Here is a 24,125-nt window from a genome sequence, read left to right as displayed (position 1 = left end):
TCATTAGAGTATTGCATAAATAACGATAAGAAAGAATTCATATTTAAATGAATTCTTTCTTATCGTTATTCTTAACTTTCCATTTCATTCATTGCTATATTTAAAGCTCCCACTGCTTTGGGCCAACCAACATAAAAAGCCATATGTGTTATTAATGCGATCATTTCATTTTCTCCAATTCCATTTTGTTTGGCCAGTCGCAAATGAAATGGTAATTGTTCTGTATGACCAAGACTGATTAATACCGACACTGTACATAAACTTCTTTCTCTTAATGTTAAAGTGTCATCCCGCCACACTTCCTCGAACAATATCTCTTCACTATAATGAGCAAATGCAGGTGCCATTTCTTTCATTCTCTCTTGAATACAATATTTAATTGATTGATTCATTCATCATTTCACTCTCCCTTCACTTTTACCAATTGTGTCAATCCTTGACCAAATGACCAATTTTCAGCAGATGTCTCATTTAGCGTAATAAAAATATCTGCACTTTTTATACTAGAACATTCAGAAATCTTCAAGGATATCGACTGATATAGATTCATTTTCTGTTTTATCGTTCTTCCCGGTCCGCATGTAATAGAAACATAAATCATCTTCTCTGTTCTCTTTTCTCCTCTTTCTAATAAATAATATGGATTATATAAAAAGTGATTTTGTTGATAAGGTAAAAACATTTGAAAAAAATCATTTTCAAGGATGTTAAAATGTTCAATTAATGACAGATGAATACATTCACCTATCTTTTTCAACTCTTCTTTATTTAATATATTTTCATGATAATAAACGTTCACAAAAGGCATACATTTTCATTCCTTTTTCCTAATTTAACTTCAACAAGTTTTCATCGTGAAATGTGCAAAATCTCATATACTGTAACACCTTTATTTGTTACCATTTCAGGCTTTTCTTCATAAAAACTTAACTGACTATACCTCCATTTATCTGAATTATAAATCATTACATTTCCTAAACACTTTTCTATATTTTGTACACATTCATTCATAGTTTTTAATTGAGTCTCCCTCAGTGAATTACTTTGAGAAATACTCCCTACATATTCAACAGCATATTTACTTTTCTTAAAATCATCACTTAGATTAACAACTAATGGAACACCTATATTTATTTGTTGCCACCCAAAAGATTGTAAAATATTATCGTAATACCCTTCAAAGATAAATTTGTTCATTCCTTCATGGCCATTCCAAATATATAAAGGTGCATAACAGTTATAGAAATTCCCATCCTTACCTGTCTCAGTAATTAAATATGCTTTGAAATTCAATTCTTGAAAACCATCCGTTTTATATCCATTATCCTTTACCCTTTTTTTAATAATCTCTATGTCATAATCCTTTGGCAAAATGACCTTATATTGCATTCCAATCATGTTTATCACTCACTTTCAATCTTATATACACAATGATAAACCGATGATTGACTAACGTAAAATAGGTATAAATTATATTTGATATCATTTATAATGATATCAAATAAGGGGCTGTGATATATGGACATAAATGATCTTATTATATTCAAAACTGTAGCCAGCGAAGGTTCTATTAGTAAAGCTGCGAAAGAGTTAGGATATGTTCAACCGAACGTAACTGAGCGAATCAAAAAATTAGAACAAGAATTAGAAACGCCTTTACTACATAGAGATAACAAAGGAGTATCCTTGTTACCTTCTGGTGATATTTTATTAGACTACACGAATCAAATATTAACTCTAGTAGAAGAAGCGAAAGATAAAATTAAAACGAGTAGTTCTTCTTATATAATCGCGACGTCACAATCTATTTTGACTAATTATGTAAGTAAGCGCATTAAAGAAAATTTCAGGAATTATCAAATATATGTAGAAAATAGTAGTCATTTGCAAAAATTACTGCAACAACAAAAAGTTGATATGGTCATTACTTACGAGGATGATCCCGACGCAGCTTTTAAAAAAGTATTTACTGCTTCAATTTCTGTAGGCTTATTAAAAGCGAAAGAAACGCCTACCATTGACTATTCAAAGGAACTCTTCTTCGTTAGTAATGACAAAAGGTGCCCTTTTAGAAATAAGACAATACAATTTTTAAAAGAAAATAATTTATCTCAGCGTCAACTTCAACAATTAGATTCTTATTCGCTTATGGAAGAGTTTATTCAGGATGGAAAAGGAATAGCCTTTTTGCCGATTAGAAATGATACATTGGTACCAATTGAAGATTTTCCAATTGAGAAATTAGCTGTTCATTTTTTTACGAATCAACACTCTTTAAAACAAATCCCTGATGAACTATTTAATTAATAGAATAGCTATAAACTAATTACATACACCAATAAAAATCCCTCCTTTACGAATCTAAAAGAGGGATTTTCATATTCTATACAATTGATTTTTCACACATTTTGCTCCACTTCTGCACTTTTCTCCTTCTTATTCCGTTTCATATTCTTCAAACTCTTTACCGTTCCAACTAATCCTTTCGGGAAAACTAGCAAGACGATAATGTACAATAAACCAAGAATAATCGTCCATCGTTCAAAAATCGGATACGCTGTAGCTAGTTCTGATAAATAATATTTCAGTGATTCAATAATTCCAGCTCCAGCAATTGCTCCAATTAACGTTCCAACGCCTCCAATCATTGTCATCAATAATGCATTTAATGTCATTTCAATTGAAAATACAGTTGTATTAACAAAGCGTAGTGTGATAACAAATAAACCACCGCTAATCGTAGCAACTACTCCTGCAACAATACTAGCAATAATTTTATAATGAAGAACTTTATATCCTAATGCTTCAACACGTTGTTCATTTTGTGAAATTGCCTTTAATACTTTTCCGATAGAAGATTTTGTGAAAAGACGTAACAGAATAAAAATGACAATTAAACATATAAGTGTTACATAATAAAACGTAAAACGATCACGGAATAAGTCTGGTACACCAAATGTAAAACCGTCCCCTCCGTGAGTGAGCCCACGCCATTTTTCAGCAAGTACGAAAAACAACTGTGAAATAGCAAGTGTTAACATTGCATAAAAATGACTTTTCAGTCGTAACGAAAGCAAACCGATTATATAACTAACAATTGCTGAAATGATAATTGCAGCTACTAGCCCTATTAAAAAGTTCGTTATGGATACTCCTTGCCGATCAAATAAAAGTGCTACGCCATATGCCCCTATTCCAAAGAACATACAATGACCGAATGATACAATTCCTGTATATCCAAGCAATACATCAAAACTCATTGCAAAAATAGCAAAGATGAAGATTTGAGTGAACAAAATTAACAAGCTCCGTGAATCATTTACGAATGGAAATACACTTAAACAAATGAGCATACATACTCCGAAGTATACTTTAATTCGATTTGAAGTGCTGTTCACCATTTCACCCCTTTTCACTAACAAGTCCATTTGGCTTCACGATTAAGAAAAATAGTAACATTAACATATTGATTGCAAGTGAGAAATCCGGCATAAAATACGCTGTAAAAGCACCAGCTAATCCGACAATTAAAGATGCGATTGCTGAACCTTGTACGCTTCCTAATCCTCCAATTATTACTACTATGAAAGCTAAAATCGCATACTGCATACCCATCTCGGCGAAAATAACTCCTGAATACGGCGCTAATAAGAAGCCTCCCAACGCTGCCATCCCTGCTCCTAATAAAAAGACGAAAGAAAATATCGCTTTTACGTTAATACCGAGCGCTTGAACCATTTCTTTATCCATTACACCTGCGCGGATCATTAGACCTATCTTTGTTTTTTTAAGCAATAATAGTAAGGCAATATAAATGATGATCCCAATTAAAATTACGAATAGACGATATTTAATTAATATAATACCTTCAAATGTATAACTACCTTGTAACCATAACGGTAATTTAGCACCAATTGGATTTGGCCCCCAAAATACTTTAATACATTCACTAAGTACAAGCATTCCTCCAAGCGTCACAAGAAGCTGGCGAACATGATTTCCATATACCGGTCTAATAAGGAATCTTTCTAAAATGAATCCAAGAAACATTCCCATAGCAATTGCTCCAATTAACGCTAATACATAACTACCTGTCATATTAAATAGCCAAACACCTGTAAACGCTCCCCAGGCAAATAAACCACCATGTGCGAAGTTTAGAACGCTCATTAAACCGAAAATCAGTGAAAGACCTGATGCTAATAAAAAAATGAGCATCCCTGTTGAAATCCCATTTACAAATAAATTGATTAACACATCCATCCTTCTCACCTCGGATTCATGTTAAGAGATTCCTAAATATTTGTGACACATTTCCTTATCCTCTTTTAATTCATGCATAAAACCGTTATGAACAATTTTTCCGTTATCCATAATATAAAAGTAATCACCAATTTGACTAGCCATCATAAAGTTTTGTTCAACGAGTAAAACGGTTGTTTTCTTCTTCATTTTCAAAATGGCTATCATTAATTTTTCTATCATAATAGGGGACAAGCCTTTACTCGGCTCATCGATAAGTAATAAACCATCACTATTAATAAATGCTCTTGAAATTGCTAGCATTTGCTTTTGTCCTCCGCTTAATAGTCCGCTTTTTTTGTGCCAAAACTGCTTTAAATCTGGAAATAGTTCAAGCATCCACTCAATTTTCTCTTCCGCTTCTTCTCCCTTACCCCTAGCAAGAGCGAATGTTTCTTCTACTGTCAAATCGTGAAAAATACCTTGATTTTCTGGTACATACCCTATTCCTTTTCTTGAAATTAAATGTGTAGATAATCCATTTACTTGTGTACTATCATAATAAATTTCACCATGTGCGATATGGTGAAATCCCATAACCGAACGTAATGTCGTCGTCTTCCCTGCCCCATTTCTTCCAAACAGTACAGTAATCGTTCCTTTCTCAACAGCAAGAGATACGCCTTGTAAAATATGAAACTGATCTAAATACGTCTCTATATTATTCACTTGTAATAGTGCCACTATATAATCCCCCTAAATAAGCACTTTGTACACGCTCATCTTTCATAATCTCTTCGGGCAAACCTTCAGCCAATAGCTCTCCATGGAATAAAACGATAAGATGGTCTGACAAATCTAGTACCATATCCATTTTGTGTTCAATTAGTACAATTGTACTCTCTGGATGTTTCTTAATATTTTCAATCACTTGTAAAATAGCCGGTACTTCCTCAACTGATATACCTGCCGTCGGCTCATCAAGTAGTAACACATCTGTTTTTAAAGCTAATAACATTGCAAGCTCTAACTTTCGTTTTTCTCCATGCGCTAAATCTTTCGCTAATACATGTTCTTTTTCCTGAAGTAATACAGTTTTTAAGACACGTCTCGCCTCTCCCACTTGTTGCTTAAATTTTGCCGAACTCGGAAAAAAACTATAGTAATCTTGCACAAATGATTGAACACTTAAACGAACATTTTCAAGTACCGTTAACTCTGGGAATATATTTGTAAGTTGAAAAGAACGACCAATTCCTAATCGAGTTCGATCCGAAATTGATAATTTTGTAATCTCTCGTCCTTTAAAATATACTTCCCCCTTTGTTGGAGAAATTTGTCCACTTAGTAAATTAAATAACGTTGTCTTTCCTGCACCATTAGGTCCAATAATGGAAATGAGCTTTCCTTTTTGTACTGTTACATTCACATCTTTAATAACATGATGCTCGCCAAAAGATACGCAAAGATTTTTCGTTTCTAGCAAATGTGTCACGAAATCCCTCCTTTTAAAGCTTTAAGTACAAAAGAAATACGTATAAAGAGGGCGTCCCCCTCTTTATACAAAATCAACGGAAAATTCAGTTTATTTATTTTGAACTGGTGGTTCTGTCTCTTTCATCGTTAATTCTCGCTCTAATACTGGCACCGGATAGTCAACACCATCTTGCTTTTTCAATTTGATAGAATACAGTGTCTGCATCGCTTGGTGATCCTTTTCTCTAAACTTCATCTTTCCTTTCGGTGTATCAAATTCCATTCCTTCCATTTTCTTAATCAATGTATCTACATCTGTATCACCTTTTGTTTTCTTTAAAGCTTCTACAATAGAAATTGCCGCTGACATTCCACCCGCTGTAAATAAATCTGGCACCGCACCATTAAATCGTTTTTTATGTTCTTCAACTAACCAATCATTCACCTTATTTTTCGGAAGTGTATGATAATAAACAGAAAAACCTTGCATTCCTACTAACGCATCCATCGTTTTTAATGCCGGTATATCTGGTGCACCTGTAGAAATTTTAATACCTTGTGCTTCCACATTCATATCTTTTAACTGTTTCCAAGGTGAGTTTGCCCCTGCCCAAACGATAAATAAATAATCTGGTTTTGAGCTAATGATATTTTGAATATTTGCAGTGAAGTCAGTCGAATTTGTATCTGCATATTGCTCGTTTACAATATTCGCACCTAATTTCTTCGCTCCAGCTTTAAACGCTGCAATCCCTTCACGGCCAAATGCATTATCCGGGGCAAACGTCGCAATCTTTATATCTTTTTTTGCAATTGCAGCTGCTCCTGCAATCGCATCTTGCGAAGAGCTTCTTCCTGTTCTAAAAACATATTTATTCCAATTCTTTCCGGTAATACTATCAGCAACTGCCGGTTCTACAACCATTATTTTTTCATATTCTTCAGCTAGTGGTAAAACCGCTAATGTATCACTTGAACTAGACGATCCGACTAAAAAATCCACTTTCTCTTCTTCTAATAATTTCGTAGCTTTTTTAACTGCTACCTCTGCTTTCGTTTCCGTATCTTCTACAACAAACTTAATCTTCTTCCCTTCCACTTTCCCCGTTCCATCCGTCGCATAGTCTAACCCTAATTCAAATCCATTCACTGTTTGTTTTCCATATGATTCTAATGGACCTGTTAATGAAGCAAGAACCCCTACCTTAATCGTCTTTTCATCCTCAGTACTTGTTTTCTTTCCTGAACAAGCTGCCGTTATTAATAACGAACCTAACACACAACCAGTAGCCACCATTCTTAGCCATTTACGTTTTTTTATCGACATTGTGATCCTCCCCATACTTTACTTTCTGATAGAGTCAAACACGCCAAAGTTACCCATCCGTAATTATGACTTTTCCTTTGAATCATACAAACACAGCTGTTTGAAAAATTTAATGAAGTACCTTTACATTCGCCGCCTCTTTCCAAATACCTCCATTTATCATATATTCATCTAGTATTTTTCACCACCTAATTACAGTCGCTGCCCATGTATACCCAGTCCCGGCACTAACTACTACTGCAATATCTCCGGCCTGTAATTTTCCCTGTTCATTTGCAAAGTGAAGACCAATGCAAGGATCAAGCGCTGACATATGTCCATAATGATCTAAATATACAACTTGTTCTTCTTCTAGCCCTAGTCCCTGTATCAATTCTATTAACATGGAACGTTTTGTATGCAGTGGTAACAATACTTTAATATCTTTAGGAGTACATCCACTTTTTCTTAACGCCTCCCTAATAACCTTGTCAAAATTAGGGATTGAAACCCGGTCTAGACGTTCTTTCATACTATTAGGATCTATTACATCAATATAATGTTGTCGATTCTCAACTGTATCATAGCTCGCAACCTACTTCGATCCACCAGCTGGAATACGAACATCGTCATGAAATGAACCATCTGTTAATTTATCAGAATTTTATAGCATATCCCTAATCAAAATGAATAAACGCCCCCGTCAGTTAACCTTTTTGCACTCCCCTCCTTCTTATAACACCACATATATTTAAACAACATTACGAAGGTAAATCCATATTTTACAAAAACAAAATATGCTAATATAATATATAAGTGATTATCACTTAAAAGGAACTGATATAAGTGAGAAGATATTGTTTTACATACTTAGGAGGAATCATAATGAATTTTAAACATGTACTTGCAACAGGCTTAATTACCGCCACACTATTTGGTGCAACGAATGCTCATGCACAAACTGAACATTTCATTGATGTACCAAAGGAACATTGGTCTAAAGATTCGATTAACTACTTAACTGAACAAAAGGTCATTAGTGGCTATGGCAACGGAAAATTTGGATTTGGGGACAATGTAACTCGTGGGCAAGTAGCTGCGATTATTTCAAGATACTTAAAATTAGAAAATACTGGATCTACAATTAAACATTTCTCTGATATTCATGGGCATATGTTTGAAAACAATATTAAAGCAGTTGCTCAAAAAGGACTCATGACAGGGGACAATAGCACTGACAAGTTTAGACCAGACGATACATTAACTCGATACGAAATGGCTGTTATCTTACAAAAAGCGTTTCATCTACCTGTAAAAACAAACGACCTTTTCTATGATGTTCCAAATAATTTTTGGGCAACAGACTCTGTTCGTTCATTGTATAGTAATGGAATTACAAAAGGAATTGGAAACTATCGATACGGCGGAGAAATGAATGTAACAAGAGAACAATTTGCAACGTTTATGTATAACGCAATTAATGTAAACCCTTATTTTGTTCCTGATTCTATTCCTGCGAAAGATGAGGATAAGTATAAAGAAATTGAGAATATACTGATTGATTCTGGATTTTTAAAAACAGATTATAACTATGTATATACTAAAACTGGTCGAACATATGATGGCATTATGTATTTTAATTTTTCTCCCTATGATGACAGCGCATATAGAATGTCTATTCATAGTGATGATCCTGTATTAAACGAGCCGGTGAAAAAAATCCTAAATACACTACTACCAACTAAAGCAGATTATCTGTATAGTCTAATTAAAAATCCTACTACAAGCTCTCGAACAATAAAATTAGATGGTCGCAAAATTGAATTTAGTAGAGACTCTAGTACTAGTGTAAATGTTTATCTTGGAAAACAAAAATACTAAAAGAGTGACTATTTAACATGAATACAAGTAGCTCTCATAAGAAATAAAAAGGCTGCCCCACAAGTCGGTTTCAACGACTTGTGGGGCAGCTCCTTTAATCTTAATTAGAATTAAGTTCCACTTTCTCTAATCCTTTAGCCAATTGTTTCTTATCTAGCCCTTCTCCTATTACTACCAAGTTCGTTGGGAAACCGAAGTCTTGTTCCAATAAAGTCGGTACCCCGAACGAATATTGGAATAGGTGCGGGTATTTATCTCCATGGAATTTCACAAATCCTTTTACGCGATAAATACTATCTGGTACATTCGAAAGCCATTCGTATAATTTATCTTGATCAATCGATTTCGTAAATTGATACGTCATCGTTTGTATATGTAAATGCTGTTTGACATGTAGTGTCTCATGTTCCCCATCATTCGTAAATTCAGCTTCTTCTATGTCTTCTAAAGATATATTACAATATTTTGTTTCAAACAATTTCGCATGATTGTTTATTGCTTTCACTTCTTCAATTACTTTGTTCTTATCCGCATCTGTTAGTAAATCTGATTTATTAATTAAAATGTGGCTACCAAACTTCAGTTGCTCATGCAGTAATTGCTGAACGTTTGCACTTAATACTCTTCGATTTAACCATCTTACTGCATCTAAAACGACTACAATTGATTTCACTTCTAAGAAAGGTGCTAAAATGGGTGATACACATGCATCTAACACTTCAATTGGATGTGCAACACCTGTCGTTTCTATATAAATGACATCTGGTCTTTCTTGCTGATATAACGAGTGTAATTGTATTTCAAGCTCTTCTTTTAGCGTACAACAAATACATCCTTTCAGAAGTTCTCTTAACACATTTTCTTTTCCAATAATATCCGTATCTACCGAGTATTCACCAATTTCATTCATTAATACTGCAACTTTTCTATTCTTCTTTTTCTCCGCTAACAATAAATTTTGTAATAATGTTGATTTTCCGCTACCTAAAAAGCCACCTAATATATGAATTTCTACTTTTTTCATTTGATCGACCATCCATTTCTTTATTTCAAACGTATTCAAAGCGTAATAATTACGATTTATATTTATTATTTTATTAAAAGAATTGTGATTTGTAAATATATCTTCACTGTTCGTTTACTTCATAAGCAACTCTAATTCCAGACTCTATTGCTCCTTGCATCCATCCATGCGTTAATGTCGTATGCTCTCCTGCAAAGTGTACTTTGCCAGCTGGCGGCGTAATATACGGAAATAACTCTAACTCTTGGCCTGGTTCGAAAGCTGTAAATGCGCCGCAAGAATATGAATTTTGACTCCAGCTAAAAGATGTTCCAGTAACAAACTCACTATAGACGATGTCACCGTATATTTCCGCTAAATTTTTCAATGCGTAACGAATACGATCTCTTTGCGGGAGACTATCCCATGTTAACGCCTCATCTGCCCACGTATAACTCGCTAAAACGATAGCTGCCCCTTGTGTATGAATACCATAACTCGGATAATATGTAAATCGTATAGGTAAATCTGTAATAGATTTTCCACCACATTGTCTCGCTTTCTCCCAAAATCTACTTTTAAATTCTATCGCAATTTTAGTTGCAGCAATATAATTTAATTCACGAATTGCTCGTCTTTTAAAATAAGAGAATAAATGATATGGCTGAACTTCTACAAATCGTAACGCTGAAAATGGAATTGTGATAATAGCAATGTCGCCTGTTACCATAAATGGATGTGACGTTTGTTCATTTGTTACTTGCATCATCACTTTATTATCTTCCTGTATAATTTTTTCTACTTTATAAGACATAAAAATATTATCTTTTAACTTCGGTAAAAATGAATTTGGTAATGTATCCATTCCGCCCGTTATCTCATAATATTTTGTCGTTGAAGTAAAAAAGATCATTTCACGTAATGCTTCAATTAAAGACATTCCCATATATGCTTCCATATCTAGAAGTACCCCAATCATATCTATTGCTCCATCTGAATAATACTCACTTAAAAATGATCCGAGTGAATATGTTTTATACTTTTTTTCAACGATGATCCAGTTTTTATTAGGATCTTTTTTTATAAAATTAAGTATTGGTTCTAATACTACTAACATTAACTCTTCTGCCGTTTTTCCATTTTCGTTCTCTAAAATTGGATATCCAAGTATACTTGGATTTTTTTCAAACACATTCAATCTCGTTTTAATATTATTCGTATAAATAATATCTGAAGCGGTTTTATTTATAAAAAGATTTAACGGTAATTTAAATTTACGAATGTAAGCTAAAGTTAACTCGTGCGTTTCAGGAATTCGCATTGGCCCTGCATTAAAATATAAGCCTCTGCTAAACGGTTCACGGATCGTATATATTCTTCCGCCTATTCGGTTATTCGCTTCTAAAATTGTTATGCTATGCCCTGATTCTTTCAATAACGAGGCTGCAACTAATCCTGAAATTCCTGCACCAGCAATAATAATTTGCTTTGGATTCTTCGTTTTTACGAGTCCCACATTAATAATATGAAGCATTCTTTCCATCGTTAATGGCTGCATCATGCCCTTTTCCCCTTCGATAAAGGATTTTATTGCATTATATTCGGTTCACTTACTTCCTATGTTTCGTGCACGAAATTGCACGGATACATTTTCAAAAACTTGAATATCTTTTATAAAATGTAATAAACTAGATATGAATCTATAGAAGTAAGACGTATTATCTTACATAATAAAATCAATGAAATTGCGAGGAATTTTGAAATGAAAAAGGGTATTAACCGTGTAGTATTAGTAGGAACAGGAGCAGTTGGATGTAGTTATGCTTACTGTATGATTAACCAAGCTGTAGCTGAAGAATTTGTTTTAGTTGATGTAAACGAGGCAAAAGCTGAAGGAGAAGCAATGGATTTAAGTCATGCTGTTCCTTTTGCACCAGCTCCAACTAGAGTATGGAAAGGTAGCTACGAAGATTGTAAAGATGCTGACCTTGTAGTCATTACGGCTGGATTACCACAAAAACCAGGCGAAACACGTTTAGATTTAGTTGAGAAAAACGCGAAAATCTTTAAACAAATCGTTCGTAGTATTATGGATAGCGGATTTGATGGTATCTTCTTAATCGCAACTAACCCTGTCGATATTTTAACTTACGTAACTTGGAAAGAATCTGGTTTACCAAAAGAACGCGTAATCGGTTCTGGTACAACGCTTGATTCTGCTCGTTTCCGCTATATGTTAGGTGAGTATTTCGATATTGGTCCACACAACATTCATGCTTATATTATCGGAGAACATGGTGATACGGAACTTCCTGTTTGGAGTCACGTATCAATTGGTATTCAAAAACTACAAACGCTTCTTGATAAAGACAACACATACACGCAAGAAGATTTAGACAAAATCTTCATAAACGTTCGTGACGCAGCTTACCATATTATTGAGCGAAAAGGTGCAACTTACTATGGTATTGGTATGTCACTTCTACGTGTTACAAAGGCGATTTTAAACGACGAAAATAGCGTATTAACAGTATCAGCTTACTTAGAAGGTCAATATGGTCAAAAAGATGTTTATATCGGTGTACCTGCTGTATTAAATCGCGGCGGTGTTCGTGAAATTTTAGAAGTGGAATTAAGTGAAGAAGAAGAATTAAAATTCGATCACTCTGTTCAAGTTTTGAAAGAAACAATGGCTCCTGTTCTGTAATCGTGTATGCAAAAAAGCAATCCAATTTATTTTGGATTGCTTTTTTTGATTGCTCCTTAAAAACATCAGTTATTTTCTATCTTTTCCTATTTTTTAAACTGTTCCTCATTGTTTACATCAAGTACATCTAATAAAAAGATAAAGATTGGTATCCCTATAATAAGCCCCCATATTCCAAGGAAATGTTCTGAGAAGATGAGAATCATAAATGTATAAAAGATTGGTAAATTCGTTTTCGCAGACATGAATTTTGGGTTTAAAAAATAACTTTCAAGAGCATGGATTACTGTAATGAACACAAGTATGTACACAACGTACATTACTCCGCCTACGTTATAAGCAATAATACAAAGTGGAAACAAGGAAATGATAACACCAGCAACTGGAATCAAACCGAGTAGAAAGACCATGACGGCCAATACAAGAAGCTGCGGAAATCCTAAAATCACAAGTGCAATTACAGTGAGTACACAATTGACAACCGCAATTAAAAACTGTGCTTCAATTACTTTACCGAACGATCTTGCAAACCTTTCACCAAAATATGCAATCTCCTCATAAAAAACCTTCAGACTACTATCTTTAAATTTCGAAGTAAATGATATTATGCGTTCTTTTTCTAATAAGAAAAATAAACTTAAAATAAGAGAAAGTAGTATTTGCAAACTGACTTTTCCTATATTTGCAATCGATTGATATATGACATCTACACCTTGTTCTACATATTTTGATACTTCCATCCCATTAATTGTTGAAAGTGCATATTTAATGATTTCATTATCAGGTGGATTTTGAAAAAACAACCTAAACTGATAAATCAATTGGGAAATTTGTATCGTTAGCACAGGTAAATATTTATATAATGTTGTGCCGATAAAAGTAACTAATATTATATACAAACATGCGATAACAATTTTCCGATTCACTTTCAATTTCTTTGAAATAAAACGTTGAAACCGATCCATTAAAAATGTCAGTATGAACGTAATTAATATTAAATTGATCATACTTTTTAATCCATATAATACAAGCGCTACTATTATTAAAACGAGAAACCGTTGGAACCCTCTACTTCGAAAGAAATTTTTCACTTCATTCATTAAAATTTAACCTCCCCCTTCAATGGATGGAAATTGAATATATTACATTTTATGAACTTCTATAGACAATCTTTCTTACTAATTGAGAAGAATCCTTTTTTTCTTTTTATATTGTTAGATTCTTTTCATATTAGCCCACCAACATATTTCAGTGGAGCTCTATTTTTCGTTTATCCTTTTACAGTTTTGGTGATTTTCTATTTTTAGACTGCTGCTCATACGCATATCCCATATTGAACAGTTCCTTTTCACCAAATTGCTTCCCGACAAACACTGCACCTACCGGCTCTCCATTGTTATCATATCCTGCTGGCACCGCTAATTCTGGATAGCCAGCTACAGCTGATAGAAGAACTTCTTCGTTGTTAATCATAACTAAAGCATCCAAACCTTTTTCTACTAAATATCTATCTAGCTCTTTTCTTGCATTTTCTTGACTCGATCGCACTATTTTTTCAAACTCATCTTTCGTTATAGCAGATTTTTCAGATCCCTCAATTAATGTTTGTCCGTATTTTATTCGTCTATTACTATCCTTTTTATTAAACGCTATAATCTCTTCTAGCGATTTTACCGGCACATTTTTTTGCTGTGAAAGATAATCCTTAACATTATGTTTGAACTCATATTCTAATGTTTGTAGATTATCTACACCCTCAGCGTTTAACTGAATATCATCAGTCAATATTGCACCTGCATCTTGAAGGTCTTTTCTAATTTTTTCTGCTACTTCTTTTCTATTTTCATCTTGTCGATCTATTGAAAAAAGAACTCCTATTTTTTTCCCTTTCAATCCATCTATCGATAAATCCTTCGCATAATCAACTCTTTCTTTATCTTTCATTTTTTCTGTCATAGCATCTTTTTCATCATAACTTACCATTATGCTAAATAACGTTGCCGCATCCCTCAGTGTTCTTGCCATCGGCCCTGCTGTATCAAGTGTTTCAGCTAACGGAATAATGCCAGATCTACTCACCATACCTAGTGATGGACGTAACCCAACTACTGATTGTTGCGTCGCGGGTGCTACAATTGACCCAGTCGTTTCCGTCCCGATTGCAAGTGGTGCAAAATCTGCCGCAACTACTGTAGCAGATCCAGAACTTGATCCCGATGTATCAAACGTAATCGGACCGTATGGATTCAAATTTTGTCCTTTTTTCCCGCTATATCCGCTAGGCATTGTAAAGGATAAATAATTTGCCCACTCAGACATATTCGCTTTCCCTAAAACAAAAGCACCTTCTTCTTTCAACTTCTTCACGATTGTCGCATCTTTATCTGCAATCCAATCTTTTAACACATACGTGCCCGCACTTGTCGGCATCACCTTTTCTGTTTGTACATTATCTTTTACGATAACCGGCATACCGTATAAGTTCGATTTCTTATTTGAAGACCTTTCTTTATCTAACTTTCGCGCTTCTTCCATTGCATTTGGATTAATCTCTGTAACAGCATTTAATGATATTCCATTTTGGTCATGTTCTTGTATTCTAAAAAGATAAATACTCGTTAATTCTTCATATGATAATTTTCCATCATCAATCATTTTTTGAAGCTCGTTCACAGTCGCATTTACAACCTCTTTTTCTTTTATCTTTACTTTATCTATGTTGATTCCTTTCAGCTGATTATGTATCGGTTTTAACACTCTATCTTTATCATATACGATACGCTCAGGTTCCTTTGGAAAATAATTTTTATACACGTAATATCCTCCGGCACATGCCAATAGGACAATACCCCCAGCAATTGACAGCGTTATCTTTACCCACTTTTTCATGCTGTTTCCTCCGCTCTAAAAGTTGCTAAATTGTATTGAAAAAGAGAGTTATCCTTATAACCCTCTCTTATTAAAATGCTAAATGAAAAAATGAAGAATTTCAATTTAATTCATTCTTTTTTGCATTTGCTTCACTAATAATTCCTTCACTTGATTATACGTTAATCCTGAATCTTTATTTAAACGTTTTACTTCCTCAACATTAGTACCTACCACTGTATATTTTTTCTCATCATTCATTTTTCCACTTCCCTTTCTACTGCATTATTTCTTATATTTTTCCCCTAAACTCTTATAAATTAACACAAATATAAATAAGGAAACTGTACGAAACTCAATAGGTGAAGGCAATTACGTAAGAGGAAAAGACAAAAAAATGTCGAATTTATATACTTGTTGAATTTAAGGACTTGGAGGATATATTTTGAATACATATGAGTTTAAACATAACATTCCAACTCTACAAGAGTATAAATATTTGTGTGATTCTGTTGGTTGGTCTAATTATATGAATTTTGAAGTGGCGGAAACTTCACTGAAGCATTCTATTCAATGCATCACAGTCAAAGATAATGAACAAATTATCGGCATGGGAAGAATTGTCGGCGATGGATCTATCTATTTCTATATTCAAGATATAGTAGTTCATCCAGATTATCAGAAACATGGTATCGGGAAAGAAATCATGTATCGTTTAGCTGCATACTTACATGAGAATGCCCCTGATAAGGCGTTTGTCGGTTTATTTGCATCACAAGGTAAAGAATCGTTCTATGAAAAATTTGATTTTAAGGATTACTCACCACACATGACGGGGATGTTTACTGTCATTACAAAACAATAAACATAACAGATTTTTAATTGTACGGAAAAACTTCAATTCATATGAAGGAAATCGTTCTTGCAGTAAGAGTTTAACATTGCATACGAAAGGAGAGTACATATATGGCTAATATGTACTCTCCTTTTATTTAACTTTTTATACATTAAATTTCTTAATAAAATTTCACTACATCTTCAGTAGGTAAGAAAGTTCTTTCTCCTGGTTGTTCATTTGGCTCACCAAATGGCATTTGTCCTACTAAACTCCACTCTGCTGGAATGTTCCAAGTTTCTTTCACTTCAGCATCTACGATTGGATTGTAATGTTGTAATGATGCACCAATTCCTTCAGCCGATAATAACATCCATACAGTATGTTGTAACATTGCATTTCCTTGATGAGACCAGAATGGGAACTGATCTTTATATAATGGTGCATTTTCTTGCATTTTTTCTACTGTTGCTTGATTTTCAAAGAATAACACAGTCCCAACACCTGTATGGAAACCTTTTAATCTTTCTACAGTCGCTTCAAAGTTTTCTGCTGGTACGCGAGCTCTTAGTGTTTCTTTAACAATATCCCAAAACTTTTCATGCTCTCCATCCATTAATACAACCATACGACCACTTTGCATATTGAAAGATGTTGGTGCGTGTAACGCTGTTTTTAAAACTTCTTCAATTCTTTCTTTCGTAATTGCATCGTTTTTTGTTACTTTACGAATAGAACGACGGTTCACAATTGCTTCTTTTAAGTTTGTTGTAGTTGCTGACATTTTAATTCCTCCAAATATTTGTTTTATAATTTATTTTGTTATTTCATAACAAGCGAATTAGCAATATCCATCTGTATTACATTGCATACCTTCAAATGAATTTGTTTTATCCTTTTCAATTTCTTTATCAATGACTCTTTGTAGCGTTTCTTTACTAGCTAGCCCTTGAATGACTTCATCTCCAATCATGACAGTTGGAACAGCCATAATATTCGCTTCATCATATGCATGCTGAATTGCTTCTTGATGCTTTTCTTTATATTTACGAGTTACTAACGCATCTTTAAATTCAGCTTCAGGAAGACCTACTTCTACCGCTAATTTTGTTAAAACATCAATATCTTCAATGTTTTGCTCTTCTTGGAAAAATGCTGTGAATACGCGGTGATGATACTCATTTCCTAGTCCACGTTCTTTCGCAAATTGACACCCTTCGAAAGCTAAATGTGTATATGGATGCGGAGAAACACGTGGCAAACGCATATCGATTCCTAACTTCTTCGCAGTTGGAAGAATAAAAGCATCCCATGAGCCTAATTTTTCTGGCTCATTCCATGGATCTATTTTTGAATATGGACTTGGACGTAATTCAAATGGCATCCATTCAATTTCTACATCTTTCTCTTTCGCTACTTCATCTAATGGACCTTTTGCTAAAAAACAAAATGGACATATAAAATCTGAGTATACTTTCATTTTTACAGTCATACTTTTACACCTTACCTTTATAGTTGTAATCAAATCAGTTACATTGATAACAAAAAAATATAAATATGATTTAAGCATTCATTTTTTCTTGCAAAATTTCAAACAAATGCCCCATCGTAATATTTCTCAAAACTTCTTCCATCGCGGATTGCGCTTGTATTAATATAACTTCTAACACCGCTTGAATATTTGCTCCAATTGGACAATCTGGATTTGGTTGCTCGTGAATATGAAATAGTTTGTCTTCTTCGACTACATTTACTGCATAGTATACATCTAACAATGTGATTTCATGTAAATCCTTTAATAATCCCGCACCACCTGGACCGCGATTTACATATACAAAACCAGCTTGTTTCAAGTACGACATAATTTTACGAATGACTACTGGATTTGTGTTTACACTTTCAGCTATATAGTCTGAAGTACAAAGTGAAGATGGATTGTTTTTCAAAATAGATAAAATATGAACAGCTATAGAAAAGCGGCTACTAATTTTCATCGTGATCACCACCCTGATGTAATCATTATAGTTACAACGAAAAGATAAGTCAATCCTTTTCATAGATTTTTTATAAGCAAATAAAAAAGTGTCCCATTATGATATATGAGACACCTCTTTTTATTCTGCAAATAGCGCTTGAAATTCTTCAATAAATAGCTGCACAGCGATTGAGGAATCCTTTAATAAAGGAACAGCTAAAGCAATTTCTCTCCATACTTGTGGTTCCAATTCTCTCGTTTGCACATTCTGTGGTAAATTCGTTAAAGATAATTCGGCTAATATTGCAATACCTAGCCCTTCTTGAATCATGTTTAAAGCTGTAGTAACGGTTGATATTACATACTCAGCCCGAAGTGGTACGTTTGCTTGTTTAAACATATCAATAATGGGTGGTTCGTATCCACCCTTACATAATATGATCGGTTCATTCTCTAAATCACTAATTGTAATAGAGTCCTTCTTACAAAGAGGATGATCATCTCTTAAGATAGCAACCATTTTCCCCTTCGTTAATGGGACAATCTCCATCTCTTTATTAGGCAAAATAACAATTCCTATATCAACAACCCTCGATACTAACCAATCTTCAACTTCTTTAATCGTTCCTTCACAAAGAACGACTTCTAAGTTCGGATACTTCTCCTTAAAAAGGTTTATCATTTTGGGTAAGAAATGTGCAGAGGCACTCGGAAAACTCCCAATTCGAATCGTCCCAACTTCGTGTCCTTTCTCCATCGCAACTTCTTGCTCAATTTTCTCTACACCGTTCAAAATCTCTCTAATATGCACAAGAATTCTGTTTCCTACATCCGTCACGATTAGCCCTTTTCGTTTATCACGTATAAGAATCGTAACTCCTAACTCTGACTCAATACTTGAAATTGCATGACTTACAGCTGGCTGCGTCATATTTAACACCCGAGCAGCCTTCGTAAAACTACCTAACTCAACAGTTTTTATTAATACTTGCAGTTGTGTAATGGTCATAACTAATCACTTATACTCCCCATAAAAAAGATTCATTTTATTTATTACAGTCGATATCATATCATAGTGAAATGAATAACAACAAGGAGGTCTTACCGTGACACAGCTTTCTCGAACTAAGACGGCCATAATCCTTACCTTTCTCGTTTTCATGTGGGGAATCAATTGGCCTTTATCTAAGTTTGCCCTGCATTATACACCACCCGTTTTATTTGCAGGCGTTCGAACTTTAATTGGAGGATTCATTTTACTCCTTTTCGCATTACCGAAATACAAAGAGTTACACTTAAAAGAAACTTGGCATTTATACGTTATTTCTTCTTTACTTAACATCATTATATTTTACGGATTACAAACTGTAGGCCTTCAATATATGCCCGCTGGGTTATTTTCCGCCATTGTATTTCTACAACCTGTTTTACTCGGCATTTTCTCATGGATTTGGCTTGAAGAATCTATGTACGGCTTAAAAATTTTTGGGCTTGTTCTTGGATTTATTGGCGTGGGTGTCATTAGCTCTAGTAGTTTAACTGGACATATTTCTATTATCGGAATCCTTCTCGCGATAGGATGCGCGATTGGCTGGGCACTTGGAACAGTATTTATTAAGAAGACTGGGCACCGCGTTAATTCCATTTGGATGGTAACACTTCAGCTCATTATTGGCGGGCTTTGCTTAATTGGATTTGGTTCAGAGTTTGAAAGCTGGTCTAGTATCGCTTGGAGTATACCATTTGTTAGCGTACTACTCTTTATTTCATTCTTTGTTATTGCAATGGGATGGCTTGCATACTTTACTCTTGTTGGAGCTGGTGAAGCAAGTAAAGTTGGGGCTTATACATTTCTTATTCCATTAATCGCTATTATTGTAAGTTCAATTTTCTTACATGAGGCCATTACTATTAGCTTATTCATCGGACTATTATTTATTGTGGTAAGTATTTGTTTCGTAAATATAAAGCCAAAAACGCTTACTGTAGGGCAGCAAGTTGAAGTGAAATAAATATAAGAAAGAGCCTACTATTTGTAGGCTCTTTCTTATTGTATGATAATACTTAAGTAATAAAAATATTACTTCTACTATACATGGATGAACTAACAATTCTAATCATAAGGGGGAATTATATGGTTTTACAGTATAAAGAATTTGGAGATTCAAGCTCTTCACTTATGGTTTTTATTCATGGGGGCGGAGTCAGTGGATGGATGTGGGACAAGCAAATTAAACATTTTACTAACTTTCACTGCCTTGTTCCTGATTTACCTGAGCAAGGAAAAAACAGAAGTAAAGATCATTTCTCAATAAACTTTAGTGCTGAAAAAATCATAGAACTAATTGAAGAAAAAGGACAAGGGAAGACTGTTATAGTAATTGGGTTTTCATTAGGCGCTCAAGTATTAATTGCTATGCTAAGCATGAAACCAAACTTAATTCAATATGCTATGGTCAATAGCGCATTAGTTAAACCAATTCCTTTCGCTAAAACATTAATAAGCTCTCTTAGCTTAACCTACTTCTTAATAAAGAGTAAGAGATTTTCCAAAATACAAGCAAAATCAATGTACATAGATGAAACACAGCTTGATAACTATTATCATGACAGTTGTCAAATAAACAAAAATACATTTGTAAGGATATTAGAAGAAAATATGTCGTTTACAATACAAAAAAGTTTCAAAGATGCTAATAGTAATATATTAGTAACTGTTGGAGACAAAGAAAAAAGAATTATGAAGGACTCAATGACTGAAATCCTTGAAAATAATACGAATTGCACAGGTATTATCATTCCTGAAATTGGTCATGTAATCTCTTTAGCAAATCCCATACTATTTAATACTATAATTGAAAACTGGCTCGAACATGATATCCTGCCGGAAGACTTCATAATCGTCAATTAAATTCCAGACATCGATAAACTTCATTATAGAGTGGCTATAATAGTGCCGATATCCTCATTCCTTCTAATCCATAGACCTAATAAAAAAGGTCTCATTATTTACGATGAGACCTTTCAATCTTACTTACCTTTTACGACGTACTACAAAAACACACGCACCAACCGACGATACAATCGCCAAAATAGATAAGACAATCGCTATTACTTGCATATTACTAGTGCCTTCATTCTTTTCTACACTAGACACTTCACCATGTTCTCCTGTTAATGACGTACCTTTTGCAATTGTAGTAAGTGAATGTGGTTTTTCAGCTTTTTCATCGCCTGTCCATTCAACAATTTCTCCATCTTTATATTGTTGATATGCATCCCAAGCTATTTTTTGTTCTTTATCAGGGTTTTTAGCGACGAAAGTAAATCGCTGGAACTGACCAGGTAAAATCCCTTCTCCTGTTGCTTCCCATACTACAGTTTTAACTTTTCCGGCATTATCTTTCTGCTCTTCCACTTTCCATCCTGGCACTGGTTCATACTGTTGGAACTCTACTCCAGACGGTATTTTTAATGTAACTTTTGTCGTTGCTACATTCTTCTCAACTGGTACTTTTATCGTGTAAGTCTCCCAAGAATTAACGTCCGAAGCTTCTGGTTTCACAGTGACGTGCGCACTAACAGGTAACGAAAAAATCCCCATTGCAATTATTGTTGCGATCATTGTTGTGCCAAATTTTTTTATACGTTTCATTTTCTATTCGCTCCTTTTTATCTATACCTTCTCTTTACCTGCCGCCTACTATAAATTTATAATCCGCATCAAAGCTATCAAGAGATTTTGTTAATCCGTGCACTTTTATATTCCAGTTTCCTATCATATTAATATACATACCTTCCGCTTCATATTCTCCTGGTGAAACGGCCGAAACTTTAAATGAACCTTTTCCCATGTTCATATCCAATGATTGCGTAGTTAAAATAAGTTGCTCCATATCGGTAACAGGTTGTCCGTTCTCATCCTTTAAAGTAATATGGAATGTATTTTGTCCTACTTTATTAGGACTTACATGTAAAGTAAGTTCATACCCATTATCTAATTGCTTACTCTCTGTAAAAGGTCCCGTAGGAGGCATCGGTGGTGTTTGTACGTTTGTCATAAAAGCTACGATGACGAAAATGATAATTCCAATGATAAACTCTACTTTCACCGTAGCGCCTAATCGTTGCTCCGCTCTCATTTTCCCTTTCACATAATGAACAATTCCCAATATCCCCATGAAAATGAATAAAAGTATCTTTGCTAATAAAGCTAATCCATACTTCGTATCAAATAACGAATGGATTGTTGGAATAAAGAATGTACTGTTAAAAAGACCTGTTATTAAAATCACGATGACAGCACCTGTTGCCCACGGTGAAAAACGCTTAATCATATCCCAATACATATTCCACTTATCATCCTCTTTACGTAAAAGAAGAATAATGGATGATAGACCACCAATCCATAATGAAGCTGCGAATAAATGTAAAAAATCCATAACGACAGCAATATCTTTAAACCTCAAACCATATGCATGGCTATTAAAGGCTTTCATAACAAGTATCCCGATAAACAATACTATTGGAATGCTCCATACTTTAAACGATGACAGCTTCTCGCGCTTCATCGCAAAATACGTAACGATTATAAGCAAACTAATAAGAGCCATTTGAGTGAGCCATACGTAACTAAAAACAGAAAGTTGTAACGTTTCTTTTAATAGTAAAGGATGGAATGCTTCTAACCATGAAACATCAGCATTTATTTTCGCTTGCAGTGGTAGAGTGAATAGTAAGCTAATGAATATGCCAATTAATGAGATCCATATTATTTTTTTACTTCTTGACCGAACCGAGGTTGCATTCCCTTTATACATAATAAGATTAAAGAATAGCACGCCTATAAATAGTGAGAAACTTGTATATAGAATTCCACGTTCCATAATCATATCTATTTGCGGGACATACCCCATCTCTTCTACTTGTATATCGTCTGCTCCCGCTTCTGCTGATCCAATTCGGAACGGAATAACCCCTTGAATAGGATGCCCGTCAGCAGAAATCACTTTCCACTGAATAGAGTAGAGTCCGTTTTTCAAATTTTCTTTTAACCCTGCTTCTAATATTTTTTTATTTTTCTTATCGATATAAGCATCTTTTAGATCTACTCTTGTACCTGAGGTATCTCTTACAAACAATGTATTAAAATGTGAAACTTGTATATCCTCATCGAATTCAATTTTCACAACAGCTGGTGCTTTCTTCAACGTTTCATTTTCAGCAGGGTTTGATTTCACAATGTACGCATGAGCAGATGCACTTTTCGGTATTGCTATGATAAGCACGCATGCAATTAATAACCATGCCCCTAACCTTCTCATTACTTTCACAATCATTTCACTTCTTTCTTCCTCATCGCTCTATTTTCATTACATCTACTTCCCAAGTCGATTACTTGAAGAAATATTAACCTGATTAAATATAAACTTCTATACAGTAGAACTCTTTATTTCTCTCTCACCTCTAAACTTCTAATAAAATAGTAACTATCTTCATAGATACAACTTACATTTTTAAAGTCGATTGTTATTATATCATAAAATATATTTATGTAAGTTCCTGAAGAAGAAAAGTTATCGTGAATCATTTGTGAAGAAAATGTGAAATACATAAATAAAAAGGTGTTACGTTATTACGTAACACCTTTTCGTAAAAACATATAGTACTACTGCGATACCGCTATCCCCAAAACACTTCTTTAAGTCTCTCCATGATAGAGGGCTCCCTTTATATCGCTACTTCTATATCATCGTTTTAATTATAATTAAAAGCCAATCTTTTCTATACAATATATCCTTTTATTTTTCATATATATTTAAAGAATCCATT

Annotated in this window: 25 protein-coding genes and 1 pseudogene; 6 read left to right on the top strand and 20 right to left on the bottom strand. The window is 34.1% G+C overall.

From position 1 onward, the window contains the following. Positions 1 to 71: 71 nt before the first annotated feature. The 3 genes from NHG49_RS09945 to NHG49_RS09935 are packed head-to-tail and all read right to left on the bottom strand — an operon-like array spanning position 72 to position 1,398. Complete coding sequence (locus tag NHG49_RS09945; protein WP_064476358.1) at positions 72 to 392, bottom strand: carboxymuconolactone decarboxylase family protein; 321 nt, start codon at positions 390 to 392, stop codon at positions 72 to 74. An 8-nt stretch (positions 393 to 400) separates the two neighbouring features. Continuing rightward, the gene (locus NHG49_RS09940; protein ID WP_064476359.1) at positions 401 to 808 is read right to left on the bottom strand and encodes a tautomerase family protein; all 408 of its coding nucleotides are present in this window, start codon (positions 806 to 808) and stop codon (positions 401 to 403) included. Positions 809 to 849: 41 nt separating this feature from the next. Beyond that, positions 850 to 1,398, bottom strand: coding sequence for a DUF4865 family protein (locus NHG49_RS09935; protein WP_064476360.1), 549 nt, complete (start codon positions 1,396 to 1,398; stop codon positions 850 to 852). A gap of 120 nt (positions 1,399 to 1,518) precedes the next feature. Between NHG49_RS09935 and NHG49_RS09930 the strand changes: the two genes are divergently transcribed. Beyond that, positions 1,519 to 2,307 carry a LysR family transcriptional regulator gene (locus NHG49_RS09930; RefSeq protein ID WP_064476361.1) on the top strand — a complete coding sequence of 263 codons (789 nt, stop codon included), beginning with the start codon at positions 1,519 to 1,521 and terminating at the stop codon, positions 2,305 to 2,307. 92 nt (positions 2,308 to 2,399) lie between these two features. Here the strand turns inward: NHG49_RS09930 and NHG49_RS09925 are convergent, their stop codons facing one another. The 6 genes and pseudogenes from NHG49_RS09925 to NHG49_RS09900 all read right to left on the bottom strand — a co-directional run. Next, the gene (locus tag NHG49_RS09925; RefSeq protein WP_064476679.1) at positions 2,400 to 3,353 is read right to left on the bottom strand and encodes a branched-chain amino acid ABC transporter permease; all 954 of its coding nucleotides are present in this window, start codon (positions 3,351 to 3,353) and stop codon (positions 2,400 to 2,402) included. A gap of 49 nt (positions 3,354 to 3,402) precedes the next feature. Further along, on the bottom strand, positions 3,403 to 4,263 hold the full coding sequence (locus tag NHG49_RS09920) for a branched-chain amino acid ABC transporter permease (protein ID WP_149174105.1): 861 nt from the start codon (positions 4,261 to 4,263) through the stop codon (positions 3,403 to 3,405). Between the two features lie 21 nt (positions 4,264 to 4,284). Then, positions 4,285 to 4,986: a branched-chain amino acid ABC transporter ATP-binding protein gene (locus NHG49_RS09915; protein ID WP_064476363.1), complete on the bottom strand. Its 702-nt coding sequence runs from the start codon at positions 4,984 to 4,986 to the stop codon at positions 4,285 to 4,287. Beyond that, on the bottom strand, positions 4,964 to 5,737 hold the full coding sequence (locus NHG49_RS09910; RefSeq protein ID WP_240368853.1) for an ABC transporter ATP-binding protein: 774 nt from the start codon (positions 5,735 to 5,737) through the stop codon (positions 4,964 to 4,966). Before NHG49_RS09910 ends, NHG49_RS09915 begins: the two co-directional genes overlap by 23 nt. Before the next feature lie 90 nt (positions 5,738 to 5,827). Beyond that, on the bottom strand, positions 5,828 to 7,045 hold the full coding sequence (locus NHG49_RS09905) for a substrate-binding domain-containing protein (RefSeq protein WP_149174107.1): 1,218 nt from the start codon (positions 7,043 to 7,045) through the stop codon (positions 5,828 to 5,830). Between the two features lie 181 nt (positions 7,046 to 7,226). Then, positions 7,227 to 7,676 (bottom strand): annotated as a pseudogene (locus tag NHG49_RS09900) (3-oxoacyl-[acyl-carrier-protein] synthase III C-terminal domain-containing protein); the annotation flags it as partial. A 233-nt stretch (positions 7,677 to 7,909) separates the two neighbouring features. Between NHG49_RS09900 and NHG49_RS09895 the strand changes: the two are divergent. Further along, entirely contained in the window at positions 7,910 to 8,905 is a 996-nt protein-coding gene (locus tag NHG49_RS09895) for an S-layer homology domain-containing protein (protein WP_149174108.1), read from the top strand. A 100-nt stretch (positions 8,906 to 9,005) separates the two neighbouring features. On the opposite strand, the gene NHG49_RS09890 is transcribed toward NHG49_RS09895, so the two are convergent. After that, positions 9,006 to 9,929: a CobW family GTP-binding protein gene (locus tag NHG49_RS09890; RefSeq protein ID WP_064476367.1), complete on the bottom strand. Its 924-nt coding sequence runs from the start codon at positions 9,927 to 9,929 to the stop codon at positions 9,006 to 9,008. 103 nt (positions 9,930 to 10,032) lie between these two features. Further along, entirely contained in the window at positions 10,033 to 11,469 is a 1,437-nt protein-coding gene (locus NHG49_RS09885) for a flavin monoamine oxidase family protein (protein WP_064476368.1), read from the bottom strand. A 201-nt stretch (positions 11,470 to 11,670) separates the two neighbouring features. Here NHG49_RS09885 and NHG49_RS09880 point away from each other — a divergent pair, with 201 nt between their 5' ends. Further along, positions 11,671 to 12,615, top strand: a complete 945-nt coding sequence (locus tag NHG49_RS09880) for an L-lactate dehydrogenase (protein ID WP_064476369.1) — start codon at positions 11,671 to 11,673, stop codon at positions 12,613 to 12,615. Positions 12,616 to 12,701: 86 nt separating this feature from the next. Here the strand turns inward: NHG49_RS09880 and NHG49_RS09875 are convergent, their stop codons facing one another. The 3 genes from NHG49_RS09875 to NHG49_RS09865 all read right to left on the bottom strand — a co-directional run bounded on the left by NHG49_RS09875 (position 12,702) and on the right by NHG49_RS09865 (position 15,744). After that, a complete protein-coding gene (locus tag NHG49_RS09875; protein ID WP_064476370.1) occupies positions 12,702 to 13,715 on the bottom strand; it encodes an AI-2E family transporter in 1,014 nt (337 codons plus the stop codon). A 178-nt stretch (positions 13,716 to 13,893) separates the two neighbouring features. Then, positions 13,894 to 15,504: an amidase family protein gene (locus tag NHG49_RS09870; protein ID WP_098102317.1), complete on the bottom strand. Its 1,611-nt coding sequence runs from the start codon at positions 15,502 to 15,504 to the stop codon at positions 13,894 to 13,896. Between the two features lie 105 nt (positions 15,505 to 15,609). Continuing rightward, a complete protein-coding gene (locus tag NHG49_RS09865) occupies positions 15,610 to 15,744 on the bottom strand; it encodes a hypothetical protein (RefSeq protein WP_258125885.1) in 135 nt (44 codons plus the stop codon). Between the two features lie 184 nt (positions 15,745 to 15,928). On the opposite strand from NHG49_RS09865, the gene NHG49_RS09860 reads away from it, so the two are divergent. Then, complete coding sequence (locus NHG49_RS09860) at positions 15,929 to 16,348, top strand: GNAT family N-acetyltransferase (protein ID WP_258125884.1); 420 nt, start codon at positions 15,929 to 15,931, stop codon at positions 16,346 to 16,348. Positions 16,349 to 16,499: 151 nt separating this feature from the next. Here NHG49_RS09860 and NHG49_RS09855 read toward each other — a convergent pair whose 3' ends face one another. The 4 genes from NHG49_RS09855 to NHG49_RS09840 form a co-directional block, all read right to left on the bottom strand. Then, a complete protein-coding gene (locus NHG49_RS09855) occupies positions 16,500 to 17,102 on the bottom strand; it encodes a nitroreductase family protein (protein ID WP_064476373.1) in 603 nt (200 codons plus the stop codon). A gap of 57 nt (positions 17,103 to 17,159) precedes the next feature. Then, complete coding sequence (locus tag NHG49_RS09850) at positions 17,160 to 17,810, bottom strand: DsbA family oxidoreductase (RefSeq protein WP_000216675.1); 651 nt, start codon at positions 17,808 to 17,810, stop codon at positions 17,160 to 17,162. 70 nt (positions 17,811 to 17,880) lie between these two features. Next, positions 17,881 to 18,312, bottom strand: a complete 432-nt coding sequence (locus NHG49_RS09845; RefSeq protein ID WP_064476374.1) for an Rrf2 family transcriptional regulator — start codon at positions 18,310 to 18,312, stop codon at positions 17,881 to 17,883. Positions 18,313 to 18,432: 120 nt separating this feature from the next. After that, the gene (locus NHG49_RS09840; RefSeq protein ID WP_242289317.1) at positions 18,433 to 19,302 is read right to left on the bottom strand and encodes a LysR family transcriptional regulator; all 870 of its coding nucleotides are present in this window, start codon (positions 19,300 to 19,302) and stop codon (positions 18,433 to 18,435) included. Positions 19,303 to 19,399: 97 nt separating this feature from the next. Here NHG49_RS09840 and NHG49_RS09835 point away from each other — a divergent pair, with 97 nt between their 5' ends. Together NHG49_RS09835 and NHG49_RS09830 are read left to right on the top strand one after the other, a co-directional pair. Continuing rightward, on the top strand, positions 19,400 to 20,305 hold the full coding sequence (locus NHG49_RS09835; protein ID WP_064476376.1) for a DMT family transporter: 906 nt from the start codon (positions 19,400 to 19,402) through the stop codon (positions 20,303 to 20,305). Between the two features lie 122 nt (positions 20,306 to 20,427). Then, positions 20,428 to 21,204 carry an alpha/beta fold hydrolase gene (locus NHG49_RS09830; RefSeq protein ID WP_222661015.1) on the top strand — a complete coding sequence of 259 codons (777 nt, stop codon included), beginning with the start codon at positions 20,428 to 20,430 and terminating at the stop codon, positions 21,202 to 21,204. Positions 21,205 to 21,327: 123 nt separating this feature from the next. On the opposite strand, the gene NHG49_RS09825 is transcribed toward NHG49_RS09830, so the two are convergent. Both NHG49_RS09825 and NHG49_RS09820 read right to left on the bottom strand, forming a co-directional pair. Beyond that, positions 21,328 to 21,948: a YcnI family copper-binding membrane protein gene (locus tag NHG49_RS09825; protein ID WP_064476378.1), complete on the bottom strand. Its 621-nt coding sequence runs from the start codon at positions 21,946 to 21,948 to the stop codon at positions 21,328 to 21,330. Between the two features lie 34 nt (positions 21,949 to 21,982). Beyond that, a complete protein-coding gene (locus tag NHG49_RS09820; RefSeq protein WP_098102313.1) occupies positions 21,983 to 23,632 on the bottom strand; it encodes a copper resistance CopC/CopD family protein in 1,650 nt (549 codons plus the stop codon). Positions 23,633 to 24,125 lie beyond the last annotated feature (493 nt).

The sequence above is a fragment of the Bacillus sp. IBL03825 genome, assembly GCF_024712505.1.
GTDB classification, from domain to species: Bacteria; Bacillota; Bacilli; order Bacillales; family Bacillaceae_G; genus Bacillus_A; species Bacillus_A wiedmannii.
The sequence above is the reverse complement of the archived record's forward strand: the minus strand, read 5'-3'. Positions and strand labels throughout refer to the sequence as shown.

Excerpts from the sequence above, each read along its gene's own strand:
- NHG49_RS09945 (WP_064476358.1), bottom strand. The coding sequence starts at position 392 with ATGAATCAATCAATTAAATATTGTATTCAAGAGAGAATGAAAGAAATG.
- NHG49_RS09940 (WP_064476359.1), bottom strand. The coding sequence starts at position 808 with ATGCCTTTTGTGAACGTTTATTATCATGAAAATATATTAAATAAAGAA.
- NHG49_RS09935 (WP_064476360.1), bottom strand. The coding sequence starts at position 1,398 with ATGATTGGAATGCAATATAAGGTCATTTTGCCAAAGGATTATGACATA.
- NHG49_RS09930 (WP_064476361.1), top strand. The coding sequence starts at position 1,519 with ATGGACATAAATGATCTTATTATATTCAAAACTGTAGCCAGCGAAGGT.
- NHG49_RS09925 (WP_064476679.1), bottom strand. The coding sequence starts at position 3,353 with ATGCTCATTTGTTTAAGTGTATTTCCATTCGTAAATGATTCACGGAGC.
- NHG49_RS09920 (WP_149174105.1), bottom strand. The coding sequence starts at position 4,263 with ATGGATGTGTTAATCAATTTATTTGTAAATGGGATTTCAACAGGGATG.
- NHG49_RS09905 (WP_149174107.1), bottom strand. The coding sequence starts at position 7,045 with ATGTCGATAAAAAAACGTAAATGGCTAAGAATGGTGGCTACTGGTTGT.
- NHG49_RS09895 (WP_149174108.1), top strand. The coding sequence starts at position 7,910 with ATGAATTTTAAACATGTACTTGCAACAGGCTTAATTACCGCCACACTA.
- NHG49_RS09890 (WP_064476367.1), bottom strand. The coding sequence starts at position 9,929 with ATGAAAAAAGTAGAAATTCATATATTAGGTGGCTTTTTAGGTAGCGGA.
- NHG49_RS09885 (WP_064476368.1), bottom strand. The coding sequence starts at position 11,469 with ATGATGCAGCCATTAACGATGGAAAGAATGCTTCATATTATTAATGTG.
- NHG49_RS09880 (WP_064476369.1), top strand. The coding sequence starts at position 11,671 with ATGAAAAAGGGTATTAACCGTGTAGTATTAGTAGGAACAGGAGCAGTT.
- NHG49_RS09875 (WP_064476370.1), bottom strand. The coding sequence starts at position 13,715 with ATGAATGAAGTGAAAAATTTCTTTCGAAGTAGAGGGTTCCAACGGTTT.
- NHG49_RS09870 (WP_098102317.1), bottom strand. The coding sequence starts at position 15,504 with ATGAAAAAGTGGGTAAAGATAACGCTGTCAATTGCTGGGGGTATTGTC.
- NHG49_RS09865 (WP_258125885.1), bottom strand. The coding sequence starts at position 15,744 with ATGAATGATGAGAAAAAATATACAGTGGTAGGTACTAATGTTGAGGAA.
- NHG49_RS09855 (WP_064476373.1), bottom strand. The coding sequence starts at position 17,102 with ATGTCAGCAACTACAACAAACTTAAAAGAAGCAATTGTGAACCGTCGT.
- NHG49_RS09850 (WP_000216675.1), bottom strand. The coding sequence starts at position 17,810 with ATGACTGTAAAAATGAAAGTATACTCAGATTTTATATGTCCATTTTGT.
- NHG49_RS09845 (WP_064476374.1), bottom strand. The coding sequence starts at position 18,312 with ATGAAAATTAGTAGCCGCTTTTCTATAGCTGTTCATATTTTATCTATT.
- NHG49_RS09840 (WP_242289317.1), bottom strand. The coding sequence starts at position 19,302 with ATGACCATTACACAACTGCAAGTATTAATAAAAACTGTTGAGTTAGGT.
- NHG49_RS09830 (WP_222661015.1), top strand. The coding sequence starts at position 20,428 with ATGGTTTTACAGTATAAAGAATTTGGAGATTCAAGCTCTTCACTTATG.
- NHG49_RS09825 (WP_064476378.1), bottom strand. The coding sequence starts at position 21,948 with ATGAAACGTATAAAAAAATTTGGCACAACAATGATCGCAACAATAATT.
- NHG49_RS09820 (WP_098102313.1), bottom strand. The coding sequence starts at position 23,632 with ATGATTGTGAAAGTAATGAGAAGGTTAGGGGCATGGTTATTAATTGCA.